The 26,568-nt window shown below is 60.0% G+C and carries 23 protein-coding genes; 11 read left to right on the top strand and 12 right to left on the bottom strand.

The features are described from left to right. Positions 1-79 precede the first annotated feature (79 nt). Genes ACOI8A_RS21965 through gnd form a run of 3 tightly spaced genes read right to left on the bottom strand, consistent with a single transcriptional unit; the run spans position 80 to position 3,386 of the window. Positions 80-889: an HAD family hydrolase gene (locus tag ACOI8A_RS21965; RefSeq protein ID WP_420649849.1), complete on the bottom strand. Its 810-nt coding sequence runs from the start codon at positions 887-889 to the stop codon at positions 80-82. Next, on the bottom strand, positions 886-2,409 hold the full coding sequence (zwf, locus tag ACOI8A_RS21960) for a glucose-6-phosphate dehydrogenase (RefSeq protein WP_420649850.1): 1,524 nt from the start codon (positions 2,407-2,409) through the stop codon (positions 886-888). The genes ACOI8A_RS21965 and zwf overlap by 4 nt, the downstream gene beginning before the upstream one ends. Continuing rightward, positions 2,406-3,386, bottom strand: a complete 981-nt coding sequence (gene gnd, locus ACOI8A_RS21955) for a phosphogluconate dehydrogenase (NAD(+)-dependent, decarboxylating) (protein WP_420649851.1) — start codon at positions 3,384-3,386, stop codon at positions 2,406-2,408. The genes zwf and gnd overlap by 4 nt, the downstream gene beginning before the upstream one ends. A 273-nt stretch (positions 3,387-3,659) precedes the next feature. Between gnd and ACOI8A_RS21950 the strand changes: the two genes are divergently transcribed. From ACOI8A_RS21950 to ACOI8A_RS21935, 4 genes are all read left to right on the top strand, one after another. Continuing rightward, entirely contained in the window at positions 3,660-3,842 is a 183-nt protein-coding gene (locus ACOI8A_RS21950) for a DUF6026 family protein (protein WP_420649852.1), read from the top strand. Between the two features lie 211 nt (positions 3,843-4,053). Beyond that, positions 4,054-5,802 (top strand): phosphoethanolamine transferase CptA, encoded by a 1,749-nt coding sequence (locus ACOI8A_RS21945; protein ID WP_420649853.1) that lies wholly within the window; start codon positions 4,054-4,056, stop codon positions 5,800-5,802. Positions 5,803-5,948: 146 nt separating this feature from the next. Then, positions 5,949-8,195, top strand: a complete 2,247-nt coding sequence (locus ACOI8A_RS21940) for a TonB-dependent siderophore receptor (protein WP_420651452.1) — start codon at positions 5,949-5,951, stop codon at positions 8,193-8,195. Between the two features lie 174 nt (positions 8,196-8,369). Next, positions 8,370-8,576 (top strand): hypothetical protein, encoded by a 207-nt coding sequence (locus ACOI8A_RS21935; RefSeq protein WP_420649855.1) that lies wholly within the window; start codon positions 8,370-8,372, stop codon positions 8,574-8,576. Positions 8,577-8,655: 79 nt separating this feature from the next. Here ACOI8A_RS21935 and ACOI8A_RS21930 read toward each other — a convergent pair whose 3' ends face one another. The 5 genes from ACOI8A_RS21930 to ACOI8A_RS21910 form a co-directional block, all read right to left on the bottom strand. Next, complete coding sequence (locus ACOI8A_RS21930) at positions 8,656-9,153, bottom strand: GNAT family N-acetyltransferase (protein ID WP_420649856.1); 498 nt, start codon at positions 9,151-9,153, stop codon at positions 8,656-8,658. Between the two features lie 94 nt (positions 9,154-9,247). Then, positions 9,248-9,829: a DinB family protein gene (locus ACOI8A_RS21925; RefSeq protein ID WP_420649857.1), complete on the bottom strand. Its 582-nt coding sequence runs from the start codon at positions 9,827-9,829 to the stop codon at positions 9,248-9,250. A gap of 18 nt (positions 9,830-9,847) precedes the next feature. Further along, positions 9,848-10,966 carry a cell division protein ZapE gene (gene zapE / locus ACOI8A_RS21920; RefSeq protein WP_420649858.1) on the bottom strand — a complete coding sequence of 373 codons (1,119 nt, stop codon included), beginning with the start codon at positions 10,964-10,966 and terminating at the stop codon, positions 9,848-9,850. Between the two features lie 15 nt (positions 10,967-10,981). Further along, positions 10,982-11,941, bottom strand: coding sequence for an agmatinase (gene speB / locus ACOI8A_RS21915; RefSeq protein WP_420649859.1), 960 nt, complete (start codon positions 11,939-11,941; stop codon positions 10,982-10,984). Positions 11,942-11,956: 15 nt separating this feature from the next. After that, positions 11,957-13,048, bottom strand: a complete 1,092-nt coding sequence (locus ACOI8A_RS21910) for a polyamine ABC transporter substrate-binding protein (RefSeq protein WP_420649860.1) — start codon at positions 13,046-13,048, stop codon at positions 11,957-11,959. Between the two features lie 99 nt (positions 13,049-13,147). On the opposite strand from ACOI8A_RS21910, the gene ACOI8A_RS21905 reads away from it, so the two are divergent. The 3 genes from ACOI8A_RS21905 (at position 13,148) to ACOI8A_RS21895 (ending at position 16,259) form a co-directional block, all read left to right on the top strand. After that, positions 13,148-14,041: a LysR family transcriptional regulator gene (locus ACOI8A_RS21905; protein WP_420649861.1), complete on the top strand. Its 894-nt coding sequence runs from the start codon at positions 13,148-13,150 to the stop codon at positions 14,039-14,041. Positions 14,042-14,260: 219 nt separating this feature from the next. Further along, complete coding sequence (locus ACOI8A_RS21900; RefSeq protein WP_420649862.1) at positions 14,261-15,718, top strand: nucleobase:cation symporter-2 family protein; 1,458 nt, start codon at positions 14,261-14,263, stop codon at positions 15,716-15,718. 67 nt (positions 15,719-15,785) lie between these two features. After that, positions 15,786-16,259, top strand: coding sequence for an LEA type 2 family protein (locus tag ACOI8A_RS21895; RefSeq protein WP_420649863.1), 474 nt, complete (start codon positions 15,786-15,788; stop codon positions 16,257-16,259). A 32-nt stretch (positions 16,260-16,291) separates the two neighbouring features. On the opposite strand, the gene ACOI8A_RS21890 is transcribed toward ACOI8A_RS21895, so the two are convergent. Then, positions 16,292-17,215: a carbon-nitrogen hydrolase family protein gene (locus tag ACOI8A_RS21890; RefSeq protein ID WP_420649864.1), complete on the bottom strand. Its 924-nt coding sequence runs from the start codon at positions 17,213-17,215 to the stop codon at positions 16,292-16,294. A gap of 83 nt (positions 17,216-17,298) precedes the next feature. On the opposite strand from ACOI8A_RS21890, the gene ACOI8A_RS21885 reads away from it, so the two are divergent. Next, positions 17,299-18,213, top strand: a complete 915-nt coding sequence (locus ACOI8A_RS21885; RefSeq protein WP_420649865.1) for a LysR family transcriptional regulator — start codon at positions 17,299-17,301, stop codon at positions 18,211-18,213. A gap of 7 nt (positions 18,214-18,220) precedes the next feature. Here the strand turns inward: ACOI8A_RS21885 and ACOI8A_RS21880 are convergent, their stop codons facing one another. Further along, on the bottom strand, positions 18,221-18,475 hold the full coding sequence (locus tag ACOI8A_RS21880; RefSeq protein WP_420649866.1) for a hypothetical protein: 255 nt from the start codon (positions 18,473-18,475) through the stop codon (positions 18,221-18,223). 153 nt (positions 18,476-18,628) lie between these two features. Here ACOI8A_RS21880 and ACOI8A_RS21875 point away from each other — a divergent pair, with 153 nt between their 5' ends. Further along, entirely contained in the window at positions 18,629-18,946 is a 318-nt protein-coding gene (locus ACOI8A_RS21875) for a DUF883 family protein (RefSeq protein ID WP_420649867.1), read from the top strand. Between the two features lie 108 nt (positions 18,947-19,054). On the opposite strand, the gene ACOI8A_RS21870 is transcribed toward ACOI8A_RS21875, so the two are convergent. Further along, complete coding sequence (locus ACOI8A_RS21870; protein ID WP_420649868.1) at positions 19,055-20,086, bottom strand: Ldh family oxidoreductase; 1,032 nt, start codon at positions 20,084-20,086, stop codon at positions 19,055-19,057. 188 nt (positions 20,087-20,274) lie between these two features. Between ACOI8A_RS21870 and ACOI8A_RS21865 the strand changes: the two genes are divergently transcribed. After that, positions 20,275-25,059, top strand: coding sequence for a dermonecrotic toxin domain-containing protein (locus ACOI8A_RS21865; RefSeq protein WP_420649869.1), 4,785 nt, complete (start codon positions 20,275-20,277; stop codon positions 25,057-25,059). Positions 25,060-25,119: 60 nt separating this feature from the next. Here ACOI8A_RS21865 and ACOI8A_RS21860 read toward each other — a convergent pair whose 3' ends face one another. Continuing rightward, a complete protein-coding gene (locus ACOI8A_RS21860; protein ID WP_420649870.1) occupies positions 25,120-25,389 on the bottom strand; it encodes a PepSY domain-containing protein in 270 nt (89 codons plus the stop codon). A 153-nt stretch (positions 25,390-25,542) separates the two neighbouring features. On the opposite strand from ACOI8A_RS21860, the gene ACOI8A_RS21855 reads away from it, so the two are divergent. After that, positions 25,543-26,544 carry a FecR family protein gene (locus ACOI8A_RS21855; protein WP_420649871.1) on the top strand — a complete coding sequence of 334 codons (1,002 nt, stop codon included), beginning with the start codon at positions 25,543-25,545 and terminating at the stop codon, positions 26,542-26,544. Positions 26,545-26,568 lie beyond the last annotated feature (24 nt).

Below are 26,568 nucleotides of genomic sequence, written 5' to 3'. Positions count from 1 at the left end.
CGACAGCTCCTACAGTAATGCGGTCATGTGGTCATGTGGTTGCAGTCATGCAGTCATGCAGTCATGCAGAGATTTTAAGTCAGCGCGGGAGGATGTATTTCTCGATCGCTTGCGCCACGCCGTCTTCGGTATTGGAGCCGGTGACCACATCGGCCTGACGCTTGACCGTGTCCTCTGCCTGGCCCATGGCAATCGACAGCCCGGCGCAATGGAACATTGCCGGGTCGTTGCCGCCATCGCCAATCGCGGCAGTCTGCGCCAGCGGGATGCCGAGATGTTTGGCGATGGTCGCCAGTGCGCTGCCCTTGTTCGCTTCCAGCGCCGTCACATCCAGATAAACCGGTTGCGAACGCGACACCTGCGCCTGACCTTCGACCTTGGGCAGCAGCTGTGCTTCCAGCTCGATCAGCAGATCGGTGTTGTTGCTGGTCGCCACGATTTTGTCGATACGCTCAAGGTACGGCTCGAAGCTCTCGACCACCACCGGCGGATAACCGAGGCCATGCTGTTCGCGTGGCACCATCGGCCCGTGCGGATCTTTCAACAGCCAGTCGCCGCCGCTGAACACCCAAATCTCTACCTCCGGTTTATCGGCGAACAACGCCAGTGCGGTCAGCGCTGCGGTGACCGGCAAGTAATGCGCGGCTAACAGCGTGCCATCCGGATTGACGATGGTGCCGCCATTGAACGCCGCCGTCGGCAGATCAACGCCCAAGGCTTCGATCTGCTGCAGCATGGCTTTCGGTGGACGCCCGGTGGCGAGGCTGAACAACACGCCCGCCTCACGCAACGAACGCACCGCATCAATCGTGCGCTGGCTCAGGCTGTGATCGGGCAGCAACAGCGTGCCGTCCATGTCGCTCAGCAGAAAACGGATCGGTTCGCTCATCCGAGACCATGCCAGACGCGACCATCGCGAGTCAGCAGTTCATCGGCGGCTTGCGGGCCATTGTCACCGGCGGCGTAGGTCTGCACGCTCGCATCCTGCTGCCAGGCATCGAGGAACGGCTGCACCGCGCGCCAACCGTTTTCGATGTTGTCGGCGCGCTGGAACAGCGTCTGATCACCGGTCAGGCAATCGTAGATCAGCGTTTCGTAGCCGGTCGACGGCTGCATTTCGAAGAAATCCTTGTAGGCGAACCCCAGCTCGATGTTGGCCATGTTCAGCGCCGGCCCCGGCCGTTTGGCCAACAAGTCGAACCACATGCCTTCGTTGGGCTGAATCTGAATGCGCAGATAGGTCGGCTGCAATTCGTCGACCTCGGTATCGCGGAACTGCGCGTACGGCGCAGGTTTGAAGCAGATGACGATCTCGGTGTCGCGCACGCTCATGCGCTTGCCGGTGCGCAGGTAGAACGGCACGCCAACCCAGCGCCAGTTGTCGATCATGACTTTGAGCGCGACGTAGGTTTCCGTGGTGCTGTCGGGAGACACGTTGGTTTCTTCGCGATAACCGGGCAGAGACTTGCCGCCGACTTCACCGGCGCTGTACTGGCCGCGTACCGAGTTGGCGCGCGCTTCTTCGGTGGTCCATGGGCGGATCGCGCCGACCACTTTGGCCTTCTCGCCGCGCACCGCGTCAGCGCCGAAGGCTGCCGGCGGCTCCATCGCAACCATGGCCAGCAACTGGAACAAGTGATTGGGCACCATGTCGCGCAGCGCACCGGTGTGTTCGTAAAAACTGCCACGAGTTTCGACGCCGACGGTTTCGGCGGCGGTGATTTGTACGTGGTCGATGTAGTGGTTGTTCCAGAACGCTTCGAACAGGCTGTTGGAGAACCGGCTGACCAGAATGTTCTGCACGGTTTCCTTGCCCAGATAGTGATCGATCCGGTAGATCTGCTTCTCCGACATGACTTTGAGCAGGCAGGCGTTCAACGCCTCCGCCGTCTGCAAGTCGGAGCCGAACGGTTTTTCGATCACTACCCTGCGGAAAGCGTCCGGGGTTTCTTCGAGCAGACCGGCGCTGCCGAGACGGCGCACCACTTCGCTGAAGAACCGTGGCGCGGTGGCCAGGTAGAACACCGCATTGCCGGTGCCGCTGGCGGCGATTTTCGCCGCCAGCGCTGAATAAGTGCTGTCGTCCAGAAAGTCGCCCTGGACGTAGCTGATGCCTTTGGCGAGCTTGGCCCACAAGGCCGGATCAAGAATCTGATCGCCCTTGCCGACCTTCGCCGCCGCTTCGGTACGGATGAAATCTTCGAGCTTTTGCGCAAAGGCCTCGTCCGTGATGGCGTTGTGGTCAACGCCGATGATCCGCAGGCCATCGTCGAGCAGGCCGTCGCGACTCAGGTTGTACAGCGCCGGCATGAGCAAGCGCTTGACCAGATCACCGTGGGCGCCGAATAGAAACAGCGTGGTCGGTGGCGCGGGGTCTGCCTTGGATTTCCTGCGGATCGAGTGGGTCATTTTTTTGGTGTCTCCACATGGCCGCCGAAGCCGAAGCGCTGGGCCGAGAGGATCTTGTCGCCAAAGGTGCCTTGGCCACGCGAGCGGTAGCGCGAGAACAGCGAGTTCGACAGCACCGGAACCGGCACCGCTTGCTCCATCGCCGCTTCGATAGTCCATTGACCTTCGCCACTGTCGGCTACCGAACCGGAGAAACCGTCGAGTTTCGGATCGCTGGCCAGCGCGTCAGCGGTCAGGTCGAGCAACCACGACGAAACCACGCTGCCACGACGCCAGACTTCGGCGATGTCGGCCACGTTCAGGTCGAAGCGCTGATCTTCCGGCAAGCGCTCGCTGGACTTGGTCTTGAGGATGTCGAAGCCTTCGGCGAAGGCGGCCATCATGCCGTACTCGATGCCGTTGTGGATCATCTTGACGAAGTGCCCGGCACCGGCCGGACCGGCGTGGATGTAGCCGTGTTCGGCGCGGTGGTCGTCGGACTTGCGGTCCTTGGTGCGCGGAATGTCGCCCATGCCCGGAGCCAGTGCGGCGAACAGCGGATCCAGACGCTGCACAGTCTCGGCGTCGCCGCCGATCATCATGCAGTAACCGCGTTCCAGGCCCCAGACGCCGCCGGAGGTGCCGACATCGATGTAATGCAGACCTTTCTCGGCCAGGGTTTTCGCGCGACGGATGTCGTCCTTATAGTTGGTGTTACCGCCGTCGATGATGGTGTCGCCGGCTTCAAGCAGATTGCTCAGGGTTTCGATGGTGTCTTCGGTCGGCGCGCCGGCCGGCAGCATGACCCACACCGCACGCGGTTTGGCCAGGCCGGCGATCAGGCCGGGTAGATCAGCGACGCCGGTGGCGCCCTCGGCGGCCAGGGTCTCGACAAAGGCGGTATTGCGGTCGAACACAACGGTGGAATGACCGTTGAGCATCAGACGCCGTGCAATATTGCCGCCCATGCGGCCCAGTCCAATAATCCCGAGTTGCATGTGCTGATGCTCCTTACTACAAATAAAAGTGTGTCAAAGGTTATAGCCCAACGCGACTAATGGAGGTTAGTCCAGAGCACTGGGGTGAAGTTTCCGGGCATTGTGCCCGATCCAGACAGATAACGTCGGGAATCGTGCCGAAGACACACCGACCATGAGAAATAAAAAAGTTCCATTCATGGGCAAAAGAAATCAAAATCGCGGCCGATAGTAGATCAGCACCCGAAATCGGGGCTGATCTACAGTTGAGACAATCCATTTGCGAGGTGAGCAATGGGCACAGTACACACAGCAATCCAGCCACAAACTCTGTACGTCACCATCCGTCGCGATGAATTGCGTCAGTTGAAAGATGAACGCGATCAACTCAAGCACGAACTTGCGCAACTGCGCCAGCTGACCCAAGGCGCGCAACCGCAGCCCTTGCCGCGCGTACAGCGCGCGCCACACGCCTGATCTCCCCGCCCGCTTCGGGAACCGCCGACGCTGTTCCCGACATGCTGCACGCTTGGCAATTTTCGACAACTAACAAAGTTTTCACACTCGCTTTTCGATACTCTGGCGCATTCTGGCCGGGCGTATGCGCTCGGCCTTCGTTCGTCGGCTTCATGCTCTGGTTTTCCGGACGCGTCCGGCGGTAGGTGTGACGATTGAGCTGGAGTGCTGAATGGCATTGTTCAAACGCAGCAAAACGACTGCGACGGGTTTCGACTGGGCCGGGTTTCTCTGGCTGTTCGTGTTCTTCTGGTACTTCTCCGGCATCACCCAGCTACTGATCCAGTTGACCGGCACGTCAGGGTTCACCGGTTTCCGTCAGGCGTTCGTGATGAGCGCCGTCTGGCTCGCGCCGATGCTGCTATTCCCGAAACGCACACGCCTGATGGCGGCAGTGATCGGTGTGGTGTTGTGGGCCTGCTCCATGGCCAGCCTCGGCTACTTCTTTATCTATCAGCAGGAATTCTCGCAAAGCGTCATCTTCATCATGTTCGAGTCGAACATCTCCGAAGCTGGCGAATACATGACCCAGTACTTTGCCTGGTGGATGATTCCGGCGTTCCTCGCGCACACTGCATTCGCGTATTTCCTGTGGACCCGCCTGCGCCCGGTGTACCTGCCGCGTGGTCAAGCGTTTGTCGCCGCGATGGCAATTCTGCTGGCTGTGGTCGGTTATCCGCTGATCAAGCAAACCATGCGCACCGGCAGCCTCGCCGGCGGTTTCGAGAAGTTCGAAACCCGCATCGAGCCAGCCGTGCCGTGGCAGATGGCCGTGGCCTACCACCGCTACCTCGACACGCTGGCCGACATGCAGGGCATGTTGCACAGCGCGAGCAAGATCCCGCCGCTGCACAACCTCAAGGACGCCGGCGCCAATCAGCCTGCGACGCTGGTGCTGGTGATCGGCGAATCGACCAACCGTCAGCGCATGAGCCTTTATGGCTATCCGCGTAACACCACCCCTGAGCTGGACAAGCTCAAGGATCAGCTGTCGGTGTTCGATAACGTCATCACCCCGCGCCCGTATACGATCGAAGCGCTGCAACAGGTGCTGACCTTCGCTGACGAAGAAAATCCCGATCTGTACCTGTCGACGCCGTCGCTGGTGAGCATGATGAAACAGGCGGGTTACAAGACCTTCTGGATCACCAACCAGCAGACCATGACCAAGCGCAACACCATGCTCACGACCTTCTCCGAACAGGCCGACGAGCAGGTGTATCTGAACAACAACCGCAATCAGAATGCCGCGCAGTACGACGGCGATGTGATCGAGCCGTTCAACAAGGCCCTGACCGATCCGGCCGAGCGCAAACTGATCGTCGTGCATTTGCTCGGTACGCACATGAGCTACCAGTACCGCTATCCGCCGAGCTTCGACAAGTTCAAGGATCGCCAGGGTGTGCCGGCCGGTGTGCGTGACGATCAAGTGCCGACTTACAACAGCTACGACAATGCCGTGTTGTACAACGACTTCGTGGTGTCGAGCCTGATCAAGGATTACGCCAAGTCCGATCCGAACGGTTTCCTGTTGTACCTCTCCGATCACGGTGAAGACGTGTTCGATTCGGTCGGCCATAACACGCTGGGCCGTAACGAAAACAAACCGACCGCGCCGATGTACACCATTCCGTTCATGGCCTGGGCCTCGCCGAAATGGCGCGAAAACCATGACTGGAGCTTCGCTGGCGACCTTAGCCGGCCGTACAGCAGCTCGCATCTGATTCACACCTGGGCGGACATGGCCGGTTTGAGTTTCGATGAACTGGACCACAGCAAAAGCCTGGTCAGCGACAGCTTCAAGCCACGTCCGTTGATGATCGGCAACCCCTATGAGCGTCAGCAGCGGCCGTTGATCGACTTCAGCTTGATGAAGCCTAAACCGCCTGCTGAAGCGACCACTTCGGTGGTTCAGCAGTAACTCAAAAAGAGGCCGGAAACGGCCTTTTTTTACGCTTGCGCGCCACACAGAAATAACAATATTTCTCGTTTGATACTAAATCGCATCCATACGCTTCGTCTTTGAACAAACGGAATTTTTCCCTCGAAGACAAGGAGTCGGCTGCGATGTTCGCGCCCATCACCCGTTCCATGACCCTGACCCTCGGCCTGTGCAGCGCTGCGCTGAGCCCTGAATTGCTGGCTGAAACCGACGCCGAAAAACGCCAGGAGCCCGCGGCCCCGGCGCTGGAACTGGGGTCCACCAGCGTCACTGCCCAAGGGCTTGGCACCACCACCGAAAACACCGACGCCTACACCACCGGCGCCATGAACAGCGCCACGCGGCTGAACCTGTCGATCAAGGAAACTCCGCAGTCGGTATCTGTGGTCACGCGCCAGCAGATGGACGATTTCAAACTCGGGACATTGTCCGAGGCCATGAGCCAGACCACCGGCATCGTCGTCCAGCATCTGGATTCGGATCGCGTGAGCTATTCGTCACGCGGTTACGAGATCGACAACTTCCAGATCGACGGGATGCTCAACACATTCAGCCGCATGAAGTCCGATTCCGACACGATCATCTACGACCGCATCGAAGTGGTCCGCGGCGCGACCGGCCTGACCACTGGCGCGGGTGATCCGTCGGCCACCATCAACATGGTGCGCAAGCGCCCCACCGCCCAGTTGCAGGCGCTGGCCGGCGCCAGCGGCGGCAGTTACGACGATTACTACAGCTACGTGGACGTCGGCGGGCCGCTGGCGTTCGACGGTCGGTTGCGCGGGCGCAGTGTGCTGGCCTATCGCGACAGCAAGTCGATTCGCGACCACTATGCGCAGCAGCGCGAGGTCGGTTACGGGATTCTCGAAGCCGATTTGACCGACAGCACAGTGTTGGCGGTGGGTTACGACTATCAGGACAAACAGGTGCAAGGCACCGCGTGGGGCACGATTCCGTACTGGAATGCCGAGGGTGGCAAGGCTGGCCTGGGCCGCTCGACCAACATGGCCACGTCCTGGAGTTCCTGGCCGCTGCGCGACAAAACCGCATTCGCCACGCTGGATCAGCAACTGGCCGCTGGCTGGCATCTGAAAGCCGCGTACACCCATCGCAAAAGCGACAGCGACGGCAAGACCTACTACGGCGGTGGCGGTTTCCCCGAAGCTGACCGCAGCGGCATGAGCGCCTACATGGGCCACATGATCGGCGATCAAAGTATGAAGGCTTACGACTTCAATCTGGCCGGTCCCTACTCGCTGTTCGGTCGTGAGCACGAGTTGATGTTCGGCTACGGTGAAGCCGAGCGCCGCGAGAATTCTCCGTACACCGTCGATGGGCCGGTGCCGGCGGGTTACGGTCAGATTCGCGACTGGAAATACATGGGCGACATCGCCAAATTTCCGGATACGGTCACGGGCCTGACCGGCTCCAAAGCCAGCACGCGGCAGAAGGCCGGCTATCTGGCGACGCGCCTGAGTTTCACCGATGACTTGCACGCGGTGCTCGGCAGCCGTTACGGCAGCTGGGAAGGCTCGAAAACCGACAACAGCTACAGCGCCAACCTGCAACTGAGCGGCGTCGATACCACCCGTCAGCAACACAACGACATGTGGACGCCTTACGCCGGTCTGCTTTATGACCTGACGCCCGAGTACACCGCGTATGTCAGCTACACCGACATTTTCAATCCTCAGGAACAGCGGGACGCCAGTCGCAAATACCTCGATCCGATTGTCGGCAGCAACTATGAAGTGGGTCTCAAGGGCAGCCTGCTCGAGGAGCGTCTGAATCTGTCAACAGCGGTGTTCTGGAGCAAGCAGGACAACGTCGCCGAAGTCGACGACTCGGTGGCGCCGGACCCGGTGACCGGCGAGGAGTTCTACAAATCCGGCGGCAAGGGCAACAAGGTCAACGGCTTCGAAGCCGAAGTCTCCGGCGAAGTGCTCGACGGCTGGAACATGACTGCCGGGTACACCTACACCCACTCGGCCAACGGCGAGAAACAGCGCAGCAACACCAATCAGCCGCTGAACATGCTGCGCCTGTCCACGGCTTATCGCCTGCCGGGCAACTGGCACGCACTGACGGTAGGCGGCGCGGTGAATTGGCAAAGTGACGTCTACGGCAATTCCAGCCGCCCGGTCGGGCGTGGCGCCAACAGGCAGATCATCACCGAACGCGCGCGCATCAGTCAGGACGCCTACACCGTGGTCAAGCTGATGTCGCGCTATGAGTTCGACAAACACCTGTCGGCTTCGCTGAACGTCGACAACCTGTTCGACAAGAAGTACTACGACAACGTTGGCTTCTACAACGGCGTGTTCTGGGGCGATCCGCGCACCGTCACGCTGAGTCTCGACTGGAAGCTCTAAGCCTTGCCTCGCCTCGCCCTGCGCGCGCGGCGTTCGTCCGGTTTCCGTAGGAAACAATCAGTAAAACCTACACTGAACGGGCATTAACCCCGAGTTAATGCCCTCGGCGGACACTGCGCCCCGAGACCTTGATTCATGGACGAAAGGCTCCGACATTTTTTCGTAGGAGGCACCATGAAAACCACGACTGCAATCCTTGCCGGTCTACTCACTCTCGCATCGGCCAGCGCTTTCGCTGAAGGCGGCGCCGAGCGCATGCGACATCACTGGGAAAATTTCCCGGTCCATTCCGCGCAAACCCAGACTGACAGCAGAGCCAGTGAGCTACGGGTTCCGGACGACCAGACCGCCCAGGTGACCGAGTCCTACCGACCTGATTGAAACGCTTTACCGATGAACCTTCGACGGCTCCGCTCTGGCCTCGGAGAAGACAGGTTGGCGCCCTTTTGGGGCGCCTTTTTTATGCCTGCAGATTCTTGATCCAGAACAGCATGCGCCCGTGATCCGGGTCGAACATGCCCGCCGCAAAGCCGAACTTGGCATAAGAGCCCTGAGCCACGGCGTTACCTTCGAGCACTTCCAGAGTGATCTTGCAGCAGCCGCGTTGGCGGGCGATCTCTTCGACTTTTGCCAGCATCTTCTGACTCAGTCCCAAGCCGCGAAACTTGCTCGCTACGGCCAGGTCATGCACGTTGACCAGCGGCTTGCAGGCAAACGTCGAAAACCCTTCGAAACAGTTCACCAGCCCCGCCGGCTCACCGCCGACGAATGCCAGAACACTGAACGCATGCGGCCGCTTGGCCAGCTCTTCCGGCAGCCGTTGCAGCAGCTCAGGCGCCAGCGAATGACCGCCGCCAAACGGGTCTTCAGCGTAATGATTGAGCACCACGCCGATGGCTTCGGCATGCTCTGGATTGGTGTAACTGGCTTGCAACACGAGTATCTCAGCGGAATCCATTTCCAACCTCTAACGCACGGGCCCCGGCGCGCTCGATACGCGCTCGATACGCGCTGATAGGCCGACAGACCTTACCGCGCCTGACGACCGTTTGTCAGTGGCCCCAGACCAATTCTTCAGTCCAGCCCAATTCAGCGAAATCCTCGGCACGCAGTGCAGCCTCGCCGACACAGAAAAACTCATCCAGTTGCGGCGGTTTGACCGAGGTGCCGCTAAGCATCGCGTGCACCTGGCCGCGATGATGCAGTTGATGTTCGAACAGATGCGAGAGCATGCGCAAACGGCTGTCGTGTTGCGGCGTGTCGCGCGCGATGGTGACCAGGCGTGGCAGCTCGCTGTCGCGCATCTGTTCGCAGTAGGCGATCAATCGGCGGTCGACGTGGGCCTGTTCTCTTTGTAGCGCCGCGGCTTCGGTAAACGGCTCGTCAATGTTGAAAAACACATAGCAATCGGGATGTGGCTCGTCGCCGCGCAATTCGCGTTCCAGCGCGTCGACGTAGAACCAGTCGCAGGTAAGGATGTGATTGAGCGTCAGGCGGATGCTCGGGAAGAAGCTGACTCTGGGCGCTGCCAGTTCCACGTCACTGAGCTGATTCCACGCCTTGGCCAGTCGATGATTGGCCCAGGCATTCTGGTAGGCCATGGTCAGCAGATGATGCGACAGTGGCTGCGGCATGTGGCGCCCTCCTTGCTTTCAGTCTTCGGCGAAACGTTGCAGCTGCATCTCCTGCAAACGGCTGAGGGTGCGGCGGAACGGGAATTCCAGATAGCCCTCGGTGTACAACGCGTCCATCGGCACTTGGGCTTCGATGTACAGCGGCACCTTGCGGTCGTAACACTCGTCGACCAGCGCGATAAACCTGCGTACGCCGTCATCGTGAACCGACAATTGCGGCAGTTCGCGGTCGCCAGCCACTACCCGTTCAGCGCCATCCTCGGTGCCCCGAGCGATGCGCCCTTCGCGTTTCTGCGCGCTCAGGTTGGGCAGCTCGCTCAACAGAATAGTCCGGTAACGGTCGCACAGCGCGATGAAGTCCATGGCGGCGAACGGTTGTTCGCACAGGTCAGCGTAACGGCACCACAGCACCGCGTCGCTGGCGCGCACCACGTTCAGGGAACGGTAGCCGACCGGCACCGGTTCGGCACTTGAGGTTTGCCCCGCCGTGAGCGTCTGGAATATCGGCTCCAGCGCACTGCCCTCGCCCGGTGTTGCCACCCAGTAACGCTGTTCGATCACACCCGGATGCAGCCGATGATCCTCGGCGCCGTTCACCGCGACCACTTGCATGTGCTTTTCAATGGCGGCAATCGCCGGGACGAAGCGGTCGCGATTGAAGCCGTCGGCATACAGCTGATCCGGCGGCAGATTGGAGGTGCAGACCACCACCACGCCTTCGTCGAACATCACCTGAAACAGTCGGCCGAGGATGATCGCGTCGCCGATGTCATTGACGAACAACTCATCGAAACACAGGACGCGCACTTCTGCCGCCAGCTCGCGGGCGAGCGCGCGCAGCGGATCGGCAATCCCGGTCAACTGGAACGAGCGCTGATGCACCCAGCCCATGAAGTGATGAAAGTGCTGACGCCGTGCCGGCACGCGCAGGCTCTGATAGAACTGATCCATCAGCCAGGTCTTGCCGCGCCCGACCGGGCCCCACAAGTAAACGCCGGTGACCGAACGGGCACCGGCGTGCAAGGCTTCATGGCATTTTTGCAGCGCCCAGACTGCATGTTCCTGAGCTTCGTCCTGGACGAAGCCTTTCTGGTCGATGGCGTGTTGCCAGGCGCCTAAGGGGGAGTCAAAAGTCATGCGCCAGAGTATGCCTCAGACGTCGACTTTGTGCCTCGCGGCGTACAGGCAGAGCATTTCCATGGCCAAGGTCGCTGCCGCCAATGAGGTGATATCCGCATGGTCGTAAGCCGGTGCGACTTCCACCACGTCCATGCCCACCAGATTGATCACGCGCAAGCCGCCGAGGATTTCCAGCGCCTGCACCGTGCTCAAGCCGCCGCATACCGGCGTTCCGGTGCCAGGCGCAAAAGCTGGATCAAGACAATCGATATCGAACGTCAGGTACACCGGGTTATCGCCGACCCGCGCACGAATCGCTTCGACAATCGCCGCGCAACCCTGGCGATGCACTTGCCGCGCATCCAGCACCTGAAAGCCCTGATGATCGTCATTGGTGGTGCGCAAACCGATCTGCACCGAGCGCGCCGGATCCACCAGACCTTCTCGCGCCGCGTGCCAGAACATGGTGCCGTGATCGACCCGCTTGCCCGCCTCGTCCGGCCAGGTGTCGCTGTGCGCGTCGAAGTGGATCAGCGACAACTTGCCGTACTTGCGCGCATGCGCCTTGAGCAGCGGATAACTGATGAAGTGATCGCCGCCGAACGTGAGCATGGCGCTGCCAGAACTCAGAATATGCTCGGCGTGCGCCTCGATGCTTTCGGGGATGCTGTGCGGCGAGCCGTAATCAAAATCGCAATCGCCGAAATCGATCACCGCCAGATGATCGAACGGATCAAATGCCCACGGCCAGTGACGTTCCCAGGCGATCCCGGTGGACGCCGCGCGAATCCCGCGCGGCCCGAAACGTGCGCCGGGACGGTTGCTGGTGGCGGTGTCGAACGGTACGCCGCTGACCGCCACATCCACACCGCGCAAATCGCGGCTATAACGCCGGCGCATGAAACTGGTAATGCCGGCGTAGGTGCTTTCGGCGGCGGTGCCGTAGAGACTGTCGCGGGTCATGGCCTGATCGTTTTGCATTGGCACGTCCATCGGTGTGCTCCTGTGTTATTGGCGGCTACGGAAAGTGGTCCACAAGCGGGTGCGCTGACGCAGATCCTTGAGGCTCATGTTGCGGTCGGCGTACAGCCGCTCGCGTACGTCGGGCTGCGGAAAGATGTCCGGATCGTTGCGCACCGCCGGGTCAACCAACGATGCAGCCGCCTGATTGGCCGTGGCGAAGAACAGCGTGTTGCTCAGCGCTTCCACGGACTCTGGACGTAACATGAACTCGATAAAGGCCCGCGCAGCCTCGGGGTGTGGCGCGTCTTTGGGGATGGCGAGGTTGTCCTGCCAGACCAGCGTGCCTTCCCTGGGAATCCGGTAAGCGACTTCGAACGGCTTGTTGGCCTTGCGTGCCTGATCGGCGGCCATGCTCGCGTCGCCGTTGTAGGTCAGCGCCAGACACACGCTGCCGTTGGCCAGATCGCTGATCTGCCGGCCAGTTGCGACATACAGCACCGACGGCTGCAGCTGTTGCAGCAGGGCTTCGGCGGCGGCCAGATCCTGTTTGTCAGTACTGTAGGGATCCTTGCCGAGGTAATGCAGCGCGAGGCCGATGACTTCCTGGGGCGAATCGAGCACGGCGATTCCGCAATCCTTGAGCTTGCTCGCGTATTCCGGCTTGAACAGCAAGTCCAGACTGTTGAGCGGGACATCAGGCAAGCGCTGTTTGACCGCTTCGACGTTCATCCCCAACCCGAGCGTGCCCCAGGTGTATGGCACGCCGTAGCGGTTGCCGGGATCGACCGCCGCGAGTTTTTCCAGCAGATCCGGATCGAGATTGGCGTAGCCCTTGAGTTCGGCATGCGGGATTTCTTTCAACGCGCCGGCGGCCAGTCCACGGGCGAGCACGCTGGAGGACGGCACCACCACGTCATAACCGCTGCCGCCGGTGAGCAGTTTGGTTTCCAGCACCTCGGACGAATCGAAGGTGTCGTAACGCACGTGAATTCCGGTTTCCTGCTCGAAGCGCTGTAAGGTTTCCGGCGCCACGTAATCGGCCCAGCTGTAGAGATTGAGGGTCTGGTCCTCGGCCTGGGCGGTGACCGCCAGAGTGAGCAACAGCGCGGGGAAACACAGTTTGAACACGGGAGCCATGACCAGCACCTGACCGGAGGAAGTGGATGCACAGTGCGCCGTCGGATACATTCTCGAAATATCAAGTTTGTTAACCTGACTTTATCGATAGGTAATGTGATGCTCGGGCAACTTCACGATGTCGATTTGCAATTGCTGCGCCTGTTTATCGGCGTGGTCGAATCCAAGGGGTTCAGCGCTGCGCAAGGAGAGCTGGGCCTGAGCCAGTCGAGCATCAGCCAGCAGATGGCCAAACTGGAAACCCGCCTCGGTTATCGGGTGTGTAACCGGGGCAAGGGCGGGTTTAGCCTGACCGCCAAAGGCGAGCAACTGCTGATCGCGGCGCGGGCGTTGTTCGAATCGATCGAGACTTTCCGCCATCAATCCAACGGCGTCGCCGGTCGATTGATTGGTGAGGTACGGGTGGGGCTGTCGGAAGCGCTTGATCAATCGGTACTGCAACGCGTCGCCGAGGCGATCCGGCACTTTCGTGAGCGCGATGAGTCGGTGCGCATCGAGTTGATCAGTGCAATGCCCGGTGAGATGGAGCGGTTGCTGCTGCAACAAAAGCTGGATCTGGCGATTGGTTACTTCTCCCAGGTGCAAAACGCGTTCGACTATCGCCAGTTATTCAGCGAAAACCAGCATTTGTACTGCGCACCCGGCCACCCGCTGTTCACCAACGAAGCGCCGGACGACGCGGCGTTGCAGGCCTGTGACCCGGTCGATCATCCTTATCGGTTTTTACGCAGCGACGAGCCGTTCAAAGGCAAGGCCAGTTCGGCGCGTTCGGAACAGGTTGAAGGCACACTGGCGTTCATTTTATCGGGCAAGCATGTGGGTTATCTGCCGAGCCACTTTGCGCGCAGTTGGCAGGACAAGGGTTTGTTGCGCTCGGTGCGCGAGGGGGAATTGAGTTTTGAAGTGGCGTTTCACCTGGCCCGGCACCGGGCACAAGTGCCGGGGGATGCGCAGAAGGCATTCGAAGAAGATCTGCTCGCAGCGTTTGTTTAAAGATCCAAAGATCGCAGCCTTCGGCAGCTCCTACAATTTTGTGGTCGACCGTGATTTGCCGAATTCTGTAGGAGCTGCCGAAGGCTGCGATCTTTTGATGTTCCCCGCAATAAAAGCTGACCTTTCAGGCAGTTTTAATGCGTTGCCCTCTCCGTCCTGTTCCGGCATCCTGCGCCTCCATTTTCCGACCCGGCCCCGCTTCGCGGCACGCAAACCACCATGACCGTCTCTGAAAAAGCCCTGCGCAACAACGATTTGATCTACGGCCTCGACGACCGTCCGCACCTCACCGCGACCGTGTTTGCCGCGCTGCAGCACGTGTTGGCGAGCTTCGTCGGCATCATCACCCCGACTCTGATCATGGGCGGCGCCCTCGGCCTGCAAAGCGAAATCCCCTACCTGATCAGCATGGCGCTGTTCGTCTCCGGCCTCGGCACCTTCGTCCAGGCGCGGCGTTTCGGGCCGGTAGGCTCAGGTTTGCTGTGTCTGCAAGGCACCAGTTTCTCGTTTATCAGCGTGATTCTCAGCGCCGGCTTCATGGTCAAGGCGCGTGGTGGCGGCACCGATGAAATCCTTTCGACGATCTTCGGCGTGTGCTTTTTCGCCGCGTTCATCGAAGTAGTGCTCAGCCAGTTCATCGGCAAACTGCGCATGCTCATCACCCCGGTGGTCACCGGCACCATCATCACGTTGATGGGCCTGTCGCTGATCAAAGTGGCGATGACCGACATTGCCGGCGGTTTAGGCGTGGCGGATCTGGGTGCCTCCAGCCATCTGTTTCTGGCGGCACTGGTGCTTGGCACCATCGTGGTGTTGAACCGGGTTGATGTGCCATTCCTGCGTCTCGGTGCAATCGTTATCGGCCTGACTTTTGGTTATGTGGTGGCGTGGCTGATGGGCGTGGTCGACTTCGCCAACATGCCCGAGGTGCCGCTGTTCAGCGTACCGGTGCCGTTCAAGTACGGATTCAATTTCGACTGGGTGGCGTTCATCCCGATCGCGGTGATTTTCCTCGTGTCGCCGCTGGAAGCCGCAGGCGACCTGACCGCCAACTCGATGATCTCGCGTCAGCCGGTCAAAGGTCCGCTGTACATCCGCCGGATCAAATCCGGGCTGCTCGCCGATGGCCTGAATTCGGCAATGGCCGCAGTGTTCAACAGCATGCCGATGGTGACCTTCGCGCAGAACAACGGCGTGATTCAACTGACCGGTGTGGCCAGTCGTTACGTGGCGTTTTTCATTGCCGGTCTGCTGGTGCTGCTCGGGCTGTTCCCGATGATCGGCGCGGTGCTGCAACTGATGCCAAAACCGGTGCTCGGCGGCGCGGAGTTAGTGATGTTCGGCACCGTCGCCGTAGCCGGGATCAAGATCCTCGCCGAGGCTGGCCTGCATCGACGCAACATGCTGATCGTAGCGATTTCGCTGGGCATGGGCCTGGGCATCGCCGCGGTACCGGAGGTGCTGCGCGACCTGCCGCAAGCACTGCGCAACATCTTCGAATCGCCGATCACCGTCGGTGCGTTGTGCGCCATCCTGCTGAATATTTTCCTGCCGGAGGAGTTTATCGAGCTGGAAGAAGACGACTTCGACCCGGAAGCTTCTATCCTGCAAGTGATGGAAAACCCCGCCCAGGCTGAACCCGCGAACGCTGAAGCGGTCGCACAGTTGAGCCGCTGACTCTCCGCCCCTGACACAAAGGGCTGAGCCGGCAACGGCTCAGCCCTTTTTTGTCGAGAGACTGTTTATGCGCCGCTTGCACGCCGTCATCCTTTCCCTGCTCATGCTGTCCCTCAGCGCTTGTGCGCTGTTCCCCAACCGCGACCCGGTCAACATCAACGTGGTCGGTCTCGAACCGCTGCCGAGTCAGGAGCTGGAAGTGCGCTTCGCGATCAAGCTGCGGGTGCAGAACCCCAACGACACCGCCATCGACTACAACGGCATCGCGCTGGACCTGGACGTCAACGGTCACTCGCTGGCATCGGGTGTGAGCGATCAGAGCGGCACGATCCCACGCTTTTCGGAAACCGTGGTCAGCGTGCCGGTGAGCATCTCGGCATTCTCGGTACTGCGCCAGACCCTCGGCCTGAGCCAGACACAAACCCTCGACAACCTGCCCTACGTGCTGCGCGGTAAACTCGCCGGCGGGTTGTTCGGCACCATGCGTTTTGTCGATACCGGCAAGCTGAGTTTGCCCAAAGCCACTGCGGCCACTTGGTAATACAGCTCCCACAGTTTTCGTACATCGAACGGTTATGTGTTGAAACGCACGCCCGGCCTCGCGCGTTCATCGACGCTGAGTTCGAATACATCCGGCCGCGCATAGTGGCCGACCACGTCGTAGTCGTAGCGGGCGCGGATCAGTTCCTCGGTGTCAATTTCAGCAGTCAGCAAACCGGCCTCACCGCGTAACGGGCCAGCGAGAATGTCGCCCATCGGCCCGACGATCACGCTGCCGCCGGCAATCAGTGGCCGATCCGCCGGCCAATTGGCAATCTCGACACCCAAGTCGCTCGGCGAATCCTGCACCTGACAGGCGCTGACCACAAAGCAGCGTCCTTCATGGGCTATGTGGCGCATGCTCACCTGCCACATCTCGCGCTCATCCACGGTCGGCGCGCACCAGACTTCGATGCCTTTGGCATACATCGCGGTGCGCAGCAGCGGCATCATGTTTTCCCAGCAGATCACGGCGCCGAGCTTACCGACCTGGGAGTCGAACACCGGCAGCGTCGAGCCGTCCCCCTTACCCCAGATCAGCCGTTCGGTACCGGTCGGCATCAGTTTGCGGTGTTTGCCGACCAGACCGGCCTGAGGGTCGAAATACAGCGCCGTGCAGTGCAAAGTGCTGCCAGCGCGCTCAATCACGCCGATCACCAGATTGGCGCCAGTCCTAGCGGACAGTCCGGCCAGCGCTTCGGTTTCAGCGCCGGGAACATCTATCGCATTGGCGAAATACCGGGCGTAAGCCTCGCGCCCCTCCGGCAAGCGGTAACCGAGTTGCGTACCGAAGGCTTCACCTTTCGGATATCCACCGAGCAAGGCTTCGGGCATCACCACCAGAGCCGCGCCGGATTCGCTGATCGCCGCTTCCCAACTGAGGATCTGTTCCAGGGTTTCACCTTTGCCACCGGGCAAGGCGCCAATTTGCAGGGCTGCAACGATTGATTTGGTCATCGCGATACTCCATCAGAATCAAGTGTTGCTGATTCTCCGGCCGGACGTGATCATGAATAAAGCCCGATCCGCTGCTGAATGATATGAGCCAAATGAATATCGCCAATATTGATCTCAACCTGCTGAAAGTCTTCGAAGCGCTGCACGAAGAATCCAGCGCCAGCCGCGCCGCGCTCAGGCTCGGTGTCACGCAATCGGCGGTCAGTGCGGCACTACGCCGATTGCGCGAGGTGTACGGTGATCAATTATTTGTGCGCACCGGGCGTGGTCTGGCGCCGACGCTCAAGGCCAATCAATTGAAACCGGTGGTCAGCGAAGCACTGAATAAATGCCGGCAAAGCCTGGCAATGGTTGATCCAGCAGCCAATCACTTCGAGGGGCGTTCGGTCACGCTGGGTTTGTCGGATGATTTCGAGATTGCCTACGGACGACGCCTGATCGAAGAAATCGCCCTTCGCGCACCGAAACTGCGACTGATATTCCGCCAAACCCACAGTCAGATCGTCGGCGCTGCGTTAATGGAGCGCAGCATCGATCTGGCGATCACGGCGGGCGGATTCGCCGAGCGTCTGCTCAGTCGTCAGGTGCTGGGTGAAGGGGGTTATGCGTGCCTGGTGGATCCGGCGAGCCTTGCGCCTGGCCAGCAGCAGATCGATCTGGAGGAGTTCGTGGCCCGGGAGCACATTCTGGTGTCGTCCGGCGGATTTATCGGGATTACCGATGAAGGTCTGGCGGCGTTGGGCCTGAGCCGCCGGGTATGCGCCTCGACCACGCATTTTGCCGCGTTGCCGCATTTGCTCCGAGGCAGCGCGGCCATAGCGACAATCCCGACACATGCGGCACAGGCAATTGCGTCGATCACTGGATTGGCCCTGCTGCCCTGCCCGCTGGCCTTGCCTCGCTACCCGATTGAACTGGGCTGGCGCACCAGCACGCAGATCGACCCAGTGCTGCTGAAGGTGCGCGAAGCGATTACCGCCAGTTTCGCCGGAGTCTGAAGACGCGTTACTTGCTGGCAGCCACCAGGCGGTTGATTTCGCTGCGCACCATGTTGGCGAATTCCGGCGGCGACATGCCGTCCAGTTCGGCCCGCACCCACTCCGACCACTTACCCTTGCGCTTGGCGCGCTCACCGAACAAGCGAGCAGCTTCGCCTTTGGCTTTGCCCAGATTGTTCTGCCAGAGTTCGAACAGACGGGATTTCTCGTCTTCCAGCGCGGCGCGCTCGGCGAGGGATTTGTCGGCCAGATTGAAACTCATGGGGAAATACCTGCTGCGTAAAATGGCGACATCTTACACGCTGAACAGAAATCTCCCGCGCTGGTTTTTCTTTCAGGCGCAAAATCGCTGCAACTTTTTGCACCGCCAAACACTCCATTGTTCACTGTCCATTCAACTGCAAGGAGTCACCCAATGGCCCGGAAAACCGCCACGCAAGCCGCTCAAGACCAAATCAAGGATCAGGCCTTCAGCGAACTTCAGGCTCTGATCGAAGAGTCGGAAAAACTGCTCAAGAGCAGCGCCTCACTGGTTGGCGAAGAAGCGGAGTCGCTGCGTGGGCAAGTTGCCCTGAAACTGCAGCAGGCGCTGGATTCGGTGTCCAGCGTGCGCGAACGCACCAAACCGGTGGTGGAAGCCACCGAAAGCTATATCGGCGGGCATCCATGGCAAACCGTGGCGATCTCGGCCGGTTTTGGTCTGGTGGTCGGTTTGTTGCTTGGCCGTCGCTGAGCCCCGAAAAACTCGCTGGCGCCCTGTAGGAGCTGCCGCAGGCTGCGATCTTTTGATCTTGTTCTAAGGGCAAAGTCAAAAGATCGCAGCCTTCGGCAGCTCCTACAGTTATGTTCCAGCCAATTCCTGTAATTGCGCCAGGGTTTGCGCATCCAGCACGATCCCTTCGGCCAACGATTTCGCCCGCTGCAAATGCCGACGATCACCCGGCAAGCGCTTGAGCCCTACCCCATGCATCTGCCTGACCAGTTCCTGACTGCGTTCGGCAAAACTTTGTCCGGCGGTTTTGTCCGGATCGATGACGATCAGCAATTGTCCGGTCCACGGCGTCTTGGCGCCTGGATGCTGCGACCAGTCGAATTCGAAGGAAAAATTGCCCCCGGTCAGCGCCGCCGCCAACAACTCGACCATCATCGATAACGCCGAGCCTTTGTGCCCGCCAAACGGCAGCAGCGCGCCGCCCTCGAGAATCGCTTTCGGATCGCAGGTCGGCAGGCCGAGACTGTCGACGCCCATGCCGGCCGGCAGCTTCTCACCTTTGCGCGCAGCGATCTGCACGTCACCGTGGGCGATGGCGCTGGTGGCCAGATCGAAGACAATCGGTGCGCCACCGGCACGCGGCGCAGCAAAGGCAATCGGGTTGGTGCCGAACAGCGGCCGGTCGGCGCCATGCGGCACCACGCAGGTCATGCTGTTGACCACGCTCAGCGCCACCAGCCCTTCATCGGCGAACGGCTCGACGTCCGGCCACAGCGCGGCAAAGTGGTGGGAATTGCGGATCGCCAGCACCGCGATGCCGGCACTGCGCGCCTTCTCCACCAGCAACCCACGCGCCGCCGCCAATGCCGGCTGGGCAAAACCGTTATCGGCGTCGACGCTGACAAATCCCGAGGCAACGTCCTCGACCTTGGGCACTGCCTGGCCATTGACCCAGCCGCTGTCGAGGGTCGAGACATAACCGGGAATCCGAAACACCCCGTGGCTGTGGGCACCGTCGCGTTCAGCATTGGCGCAGTTCGCGGCCAAAGTACGCGCGACTTCGGCGGAGGTGCCGTGCCGGGTGAAAATCCTTTCAAGCAGTTGGGTCAGTTCGTCGAGGGAAAGCGTCGACGAATTCGCATGATCGTGTGGCGCAGACATCTGAAGCTCCAGAATAATTATTGGAGGGAACAACAGCGAACGAGCAAGCCGCGAGGGGATTAATCACGTGCGGCCAGTGGCCTGTCAACCCCGCAATATCTATCTACCACCTGCGCGGTCATCGCCGGTTCTAGCCTTGAGCCTCGACCCACGGTACGTACGAACGTGCCCCCCTGCGAGACTCGACCATGTCAGCACCGAGCAAACCGTTGTTATTCCCCGAAGCCTTCAACTCCCCCGGCCTGTGGCGCGAACTGGGGCTAACCCACGACCTGTCGGAACAGGATTTCAAGTGGCTGGCTCACGCCAAACTCAGCTCCGCCACCCTGCGCAGCGAACAGACTCCGGCGATGCACGCCGAGCGCATCATGCTCAACTTCGGCGACCAGATCCCCCTGCCCCTGCCTGGCGCGTTTGTCCTCGGCGAAACACCAGGCGACAAAGGCCTGATCCTCTACACACCGTACGACGGCATCAAGAAATACGCGGACCGTGCGAGCCTCAAACTGCAGCTCGAACAACGCCTGAACGACGCCGACGATCAGGACAATCTGCTCGCGTTTCTGGCCATGGCCCAGCGCAAACGCCTGCTGGACGCAGACAGCCTTTCACTGACGTTCAGTACCATCGAGGGTGATGTATTCGAAGATCAGACCTCGGCCATCCGCCAAGGCCAACTGCTGAATGCACAAGCGATGCGCGAGGAACTCAAGCAACTGCCTGCCCTCACTGCACTGCTGGACAGCGCATTGGACGAACTGCTTAAAGCGCACTTCGGGGCCTTGCAGCAGAGCCGAACGCGCGTCAGTTTTTACACGGTCGGCGACGACGCCGCAGCAACCGACAAACATTGGCTCGAATCAATGAGCCTGAGCGACGCGGTGTTGCTGCACTATCGCCACCAACGCTGGCCGGGCGCCGCGCTGCGCGAGTTCGCCAATCCCGCCCGGCAGGCGGCAGATAAAGATCAGCAACAATGGGAGGACGCCGTCAAAAGTGCGTCAAGCAAATTGCCGGCACTGTTGTTTCGGCAGTTGGAGCGTTACTGGGACGCCCCGTCTGCCGACGGTTCGCCGCGACGGGATTTCTTCGCCCAGGTGCTGCAAGATCAAGCCTGCGCCGAATGGATGGGCAAACGCGAGACCGGCATTCTTGAGCCGGCGCAGTTCGATGCGCTGCATCAGTTGATCAGACCGACGGCCAGCGGCCCGCATCGGCCGGTGACGGAAACCGTGCGGCTGTGGGAGCACCCGGCCAACTACGTCGAACTCGCCGGTTCATTGTTGATCAGCGGCTCCAATGCCTATCTGTACACGCCGGCGCAGGGCCTGCAACTGCTCAACGATTACCAGGATCTGAAACAGACGCTGCAGAGCAAGTTCATGGCCAAGGGGCACGAAGAGGAGTTATATGGCCTGCTCGGTCTGGAGGAGCGTAAGCGTTTTATCGGTTTCCACGAGCCGCAGGTATCCGGCGAGCGCATGGCCGGCACAACCTTCAAAATGCTTTTTGAATTGATCATCACCAAGCAACGCCAGAACATCGACTACGCCTTGCAGGTATTTCGCCACAGCGATGGCCACGTCAACCTGCAAGCGCTGTTCGACAAGAGTCTGGACATCCGCTCGATGATTCATCAGCGCTTGCTCGAACTCGACAGCGCAGGACGCTGGAGCACCCATCCGGTGTTGTCCGGCAATCAGCAGCCGTCGTTGGTGCTGGCGGACAAGGCCCTCGCCGCGATCAAGACCTTCGCCAGCCTTGAAGGTCCGTTGGAGGAAATGCTCAAGACGCAACCCATGGCGACCATGGATGTCCAGCGGCCATTTCTCGAACAGATGCGCGCGGATCTGGCGCATGCCTGGTCTGTCGGGGTAAACGCTGAAGCCCGGCTTCGCGCGCTGAGCGGCACTCTTGCGGCCTCAGTGCAGGCGATCGTCAACACGGTCATCAATGCCGATCAGCCGACCCGCGCATTGCGCCCGGCGCTGGATGGCTTTCGCCCGGATGCCTATGCGCTCACGCTCAAATCCGCCGGCCAACAGAGCTTGTTGCCACTCGCTCACTGCCTGCTGATGACCGAGCGCGGCGGCCTCGACGTGCAACACTCCGGGCGCGCGGTGCTATGGACGCCCGCACTGGGTCTGGAAGTGTTTGCCACCGTAGCGGTCGCCCAGCGCATGCTCGACCGGCGCTTGCTGCACAGCGTGCAACGTTTGTCACTGCTGGAAAACCTTCTGCCCACGCAGCATCTGCCCCATCAGCGCTACACCTTGGGCGAATTTCAATTCATCGAACACAACGTACTGCACAACCGCATGCAATCGACCATCGAGCACTTTCTCGGTCGCTGCGAACAGCTGCGCAAGCGCGTCACCGATCCAGTCAAGCGCAACGCAGCCCTGGCCTTGCTGCGCGACGTGCCATTGCACACCAACCTCAAACGCTCCACCGAACATGCCCGGGCCATCGCCACGCAGCAGACTTATCCCGCATGGCTGGGCATGGCGCCAGTCGCCGAGCAGAAGCTGCACGTCGAGCTTCTTGAGCAGTGGCAACAAAGTGTCGTCGACGCCAAGGATTACCTGAGCGGCGTTCCGTCGCTGGTCGGATATGTCGAACAAGCGTTGCAAACGCTGCTCGACAACCGCTTCCCCGGCAGTCAACTGAACCCGCACCACATCGAAATCACCCCCAACCTGGCATTGGCCGGGCCGGCCCGCACGCTGGTGGAGTTCGCGCTCAATCACATCAACATCGCCCAGGGGACGGGTTTCAAAGTAGCCTCCAAAACCACCGACGCGTTGCCGGCCGGGCTGGATCAGAGTGCGGTTACGCAGCTGCTGTTGTCGCTGACGATACCCGCAACCTTTGGCAAAAAAGTCACCGATGCGTTGTCGGTCGGCACTGTCGACGGCCTTGCGCGCAAACAGCGCTTCTTCCGTCAGTTGCCGTGGCAACTGCTGCAACATGCGCATGCCCTGAAACTGCAGCAACATTTGTCTGATACCGCGTTCAGTTTCATCCGTCAGGTACTCGACATGCCCGACGCCATCGCCCGTGCTGCCGTGGCGGGTGCCCACGCGATTGCCTGTCCGCTGGCGCTGGTGAAAACCGTCGGTGCGCAGGCGGTCACCGCACTGGGTTTGTATGTGTTTGCTCCCGGTGTCGGGCACAAGGGCCCATTGATACTTTATGCGCCCTATACCGAGCAGGCTTTCCATGAATTCGCCGATGAACAGACATTGATCAGCGCGCTCAACACCAGCGGATCTCTGCAAAACCTGCTGCTGCGGCGCTTGCCCGAAGCGCAGCAAGCAGTGTTTCGCAACTTGCTCACCGCCACACTCGGTCAGACCAGCGAGATCAAGCTGGCCAATGTTGCGATCGGTGGCAATCTGCTCGAGCAGCTGTATCAGGACAATCTCGGGTTGTTGACGCAGATGCTCGGGGCGCAGAAGCACAGCGACGGGCAATTTGACTGGGAGACCGCCAAAGTCCTGTTCAGCGATGAAATCAGACAATCCTCGGAGATGCTCCAGGGCAAACTCGCGTATTTCCGTTTTCTCTGGCAGGCCTACGACGAATTCAAAGACTCCGCCGAGGCGCTGCAGAACCATCACTGGAAACGCGCACTGAAGTCGTTCATCGAAGGCGCGGCGCAAATGGTGCTGGTGGGCCTGCTGCCGGAATTGTCTGCCGATTCCGGACTGGCTGAAGCAACCGTTGAAGAGACCCAGACACCCCTTGCCCCGAACCTGGCGCAGATTGAATCAACCGCGCCGCAACGCACTGCGCTGCAATCTTTCGAAGTCACCGACGTCGCACTCAAGGATCTGAAGCACAGTGCCACCGATGCGGTTTACCGCCAGACCTCGAACAACCGCAATTACGCGGAGGTTGATGGCAAGGTCTATGGAGTGGTCAGCAGTAGCGAGGGCTGGCAACTGGCGCGCGATGACAAACGCGGCCCGACGCTGGTCAAGAGCGGCTCGCGCATGGTGCAGGTCACAGCGGGGCAAACCGTGCATTACGGCAAAGCCATCTCGAAAATGGTCAACCGCAGCACCTACTCAACCGTGCGCCGGACCATGTTGAATATCGAAGCCGAGGGAATGGAAGAAATCAACCAACGCTTTCCGGAAAAGGCCAGAGTGCTGGGGCATGCGGTCGATCTCGCGCGGTACTATGCGTTCAACTGCCTGCACAACCTGGCCATCCTCGACATCGCTGTCTCTGAAGGGCGAGTCAACCGTTTTCTCATGGATCTGTTTGACGTGCCGCAAATCACCGCACCGATTCTGGTCAAGATCAAAAACACCATCGAGCCGCTTTGCAACGCGTTGGTGGACCCCAATGATGAACTGCTCAACACCAAGCGCTTTATCGTCGGCTCGACCCGATATATGCATGACGTGATTGCCTTCGTGCTGGATGGCGACCAACAGAAAAAAGTGCATTTCACCCAACACTTTTTTGACCAGCAATTGCATGACTACGCAAATGTCACTGCGCGCTGGTTCGATATAGACGGCCATGCACAAGCTGCAACCTTGATCCACGAGTTTGCCCATCAGTTCAGCAAAGCCTGGGACATTGCCACGGTCAGGGCACGCGAGCCCTTTGCTGACCTCATTTCGAGCGCAACCCGGAACGGCTCGAATATGAAAATCGATCTGCAGGACGCGCAGAAAATGGCCTTGTCACTGGCGACGCCGCGTGCACAGTTGTTTGCGCAGTGGAACACCAAGGTCAAGGACTGGATCAGCTTCGAAAGCATTCCGGATGTGAAACACATGAGCAGCGACATCCTGAAACTGACCAACAGCAAGACCATGAACGAGGCGCGCAATGCCTTCCTCGATCGACAGTCACCGGACGTGCGCATCGACGTCATCTTGCGCAATGCCGATTCCATCGCGCGGTTGATCTGCGAAGTCGGCCGGCAACTGGATACAGTGCCGACACCTTGATACAGGCAAAAAAAAATGCGCAGGTGCAATACCTGCGCATTTTGCTGGTGATGCGCTGAATCAGTCTTTCTGATCGCGCAGTACATTGCCGGAGGCGCCGTCGATGCGGAACTCGTAGACCACGCCGTCAGCTTTGCGCCCCTCGCCTTTCCAATAGCCGTTGTTGTCGGCTTCAATCTCGTAGACCTCAACATAACCGGCCTTGGTCTTGACGGTTTCGATGGCTTTTTCGATGGTGATCCAGCCAGCGCCCGGGCGGTCGGCCAGCGCGGCACCGGCACTCAACAGACTGGCAGTAGCAACCACGGCAGCCAAAGTTCTTTTGATCATTTTTTCACTCCATTTGTGGATAGTGGTAACAGGACGTCCTGGTTTTTGGGCGCCTGAGTGAAAAATAAGTTCCACTTTGATGGGTAATTGCCATGAGTGATGTTCTCGGCAGACTCCGCTGAAGGGTAGAATGCGCGAAATCAGGATGAGTCAATGACCCAAGACACCCTCTCGGAAGCCGAATACGATGCCATTACCGATGCCGCCGCGCATTGGTGCATGCGCATGCATGCCGTCGATTGCAGTGCTCAAGAGCGCCACGCCTTCGAACAGTGGTTTGCTGCGCATCCGCTGCACGCATTCGAGTACGAAGCCATGCTGGAAATCTGGCAAGTCGCCGAGCACTTGCCGCGCCCGGAGTCTGCGCTGGTCGCGCCAATCGGCAAACCGCTGAAATCCTGGCGCCATTACGCGTTGGCAGCTTCGGTCTGCGCGCTGGCATTGCCGCTCGGCGCATTCGCGGGATGGAATCTCGGCTGGCTGCCCAACAGCTTCGAGCATTTCGCATCCACTGATAACGTCCGCCACGTAACGCTCGGCGACGGCAGCCAGGTCGAGCTCAACCTCAATACCGAGTTGACCTTCAGCAACTACAAGGATGAGCGCCGGGTCACCCTGAAAAAGGGTGAAGCGTTCTTCGAAGTCAGCCACGACATGAGCCATCCGTTCATCGTCAAGGCCGGCGAAGGCCGGATTCGCGTCACCGGCACACGTTTCAACGTCTGGCTGTACGAAGATCAGGTCAAGGTCAACCTGGTCGAAGGTTCGGTGCTGGTGACCAGCAATTCGCAGTTGTCCGGCGATGGTCTGCGCCTCGGGCCATCGATGCAGGCTCGCTACAAGCCTGGCGACTACATGCCGCAAATCAGCCAGACCTACGCCAACGACAGCTCATTGGCCTGGCGTAACGGCAAGCTGGTACTGGATAACCTGGCGCTGAGCGAGGCGCTGCCGCTGATCAACCGCTATCTGGACAAGCCGCTGATGCTTGGCGAAAGCAGCGTGGGCAATATCCGCGTGGGTGGCATCTACAACGTCAAGGAACTCAACAGTCTGGTGAGCTCTTTGCCACGCGTGTTGCCGGTCTATCTGACGCGCAACAAGGAAGGCAACCCGGTGATCAATTCGATGCCGCAACAACCGCCAAAAAGCTGAAGGCCGCGTCCCGAGAGGGAGGCG

The organism is Pseudomonas sp. P4795, from assembly GCF_048822895.1.
Taxonomy (GTDB): Bacteria; Pseudomonadota; Gammaproteobacteria; order Pseudomonadales; family Pseudomonadaceae; genus Aquipseudomonas.
This window is presented reverse-complemented; position numbering and strand designations above follow the sequence as displayed.

Excerpts from the sequence above, each read along its gene's own strand:
- ACOI8A_RS21870 (WP_420649868.1), bottom strand. The coding sequence starts at position 20,086 with ATGTCTGCGCCACACGATCATGCGAATTCGTCGACGCTTTCCCTCGAC.
- ACOI8A_RS21880 (WP_420649866.1), bottom strand. The coding sequence starts at position 18,475 with ATGAGTTTCAATCTGGCCGACAAATCCCTCGCCGAGCGCGCCGCGCTG.
- ACOI8A_RS21935 (WP_420649855.1), top strand. The coding sequence starts at position 8,370 with ATGAAAACCACGACTGCAATCCTTGCCGGTCTACTCACTCTCGCATCG.
- ACOI8A_RS21910 (WP_420649860.1), bottom strand. The coding sequence starts at position 13,048 with ATGGCTCCCGTGTTCAAACTGTGTTTCCCCGCGCTGTTGCTCACTCTG.
- ACOI8A_RS21865 (WP_420649869.1), top strand. The coding sequence starts at position 20,275 with ATGTCAGCACCGAGCAAACCGTTGTTATTCCCCGAAGCCTTCAACTCC.
- ACOI8A_RS21860 (WP_420649870.1), bottom strand. The coding sequence starts at position 25,389 with ATGATCAAAAGAACTTTGGCTGCCGTGGTTGCTACTGCCAGTCTGTTG.
- zapE (WP_420649858.1), bottom strand. The coding sequence starts at position 10,966 with ATGACTTTTGACTCCCCCTTAGGCGCCTGGCAACACGCCATCGACCAG.
- ACOI8A_RS21945 (WP_420649853.1), top strand. The coding sequence starts at position 4,054 with ATGGCATTGTTCAAACGCAGCAAAACGACTGCGACGGGTTTCGACTGG.
- ACOI8A_RS21940 (WP_420651452.1), top strand. The coding sequence starts at position 5,949 with ATGTTCGCGCCCATCACCCGTTCCATGACCCTGACCCTCGGCCTGTGC.
- speB (WP_420649859.1), bottom strand. The coding sequence starts at position 11,941 with ATGGACGTGCCAATGCAAAACGATCAGGCCATGACCCGCGACAGTCTC.
- ACOI8A_RS21925 (WP_420649857.1), bottom strand. The coding sequence starts at position 9,829 with ATGCCGCAGCCACTGTCGCATCATCTGCTGACCATGGCCTACCAGAAT.
- ACOI8A_RS21890 (WP_420649864.1), bottom strand. The coding sequence starts at position 17,215 with ATGACCAAATCAATCGTTGCAGCCCTGCAAATTGGCGCCTTGCCCGGT.
- ACOI8A_RS21875 (WP_420649867.1), top strand. The coding sequence starts at position 18,629 with ATGGCCCGGAAAACCGCCACGCAAGCCGCTCAAGACCAAATCAAGGAT.
- ACOI8A_RS21885 (WP_420649865.1), top strand. The coding sequence starts at position 17,299 with ATGAGCCAAATGAATATCGCCAATATTGATCTCAACCTGCTGAAAGTC.
- zwf (WP_420649850.1), bottom strand. The coding sequence starts at position 2,409 with ATGACCCACTCGATCCGCAGGAAATCCAAGGCAGACCCCGCGCCACCG.
- ACOI8A_RS21950 (WP_420649852.1), top strand. The coding sequence starts at position 3,660 with ATGGGCACAGTACACACAGCAATCCAGCCACAAACTCTGTACGTCACC.
- ACOI8A_RS21855 (WP_420649871.1), top strand. The coding sequence starts at position 25,543 with ATGACCCAAGACACCCTCTCGGAAGCCGAATACGATGCCATTACCGAT.
- ACOI8A_RS21900 (WP_420649862.1), top strand. The coding sequence starts at position 14,261 with ATGACCGTCTCTGAAAAAGCCCTGCGCAACAACGATTTGATCTACGGC.
- ACOI8A_RS21965 (WP_420649849.1), bottom strand. The coding sequence starts at position 889 with ATGAGCGAACCGATCCGTTTTCTGCTGAGCGACATGGACGGCACGCTG.
- ACOI8A_RS21895 (WP_420649863.1), top strand. The coding sequence starts at position 15,786 with ATGCGCCGCTTGCACGCCGTCATCCTTTCCCTGCTCATGCTGTCCCTC.
- gnd (WP_420649851.1), bottom strand. The coding sequence starts at position 3,386 with ATGCAACTCGGGATTATTGGACTGGGCCGCATGGGCGGCAATATTGCA.
- ACOI8A_RS21905 (WP_420649861.1), top strand. The coding sequence starts at position 13,148 with ATGCTCGGGCAACTTCACGATGTCGATTTGCAATTGCTGCGCCTGTTT.
- ACOI8A_RS21930 (WP_420649856.1), bottom strand. The coding sequence starts at position 9,153 with ATGGATTCCGCTGAGATACTCGTGTTGCAAGCCAGTTACACCAATCCA.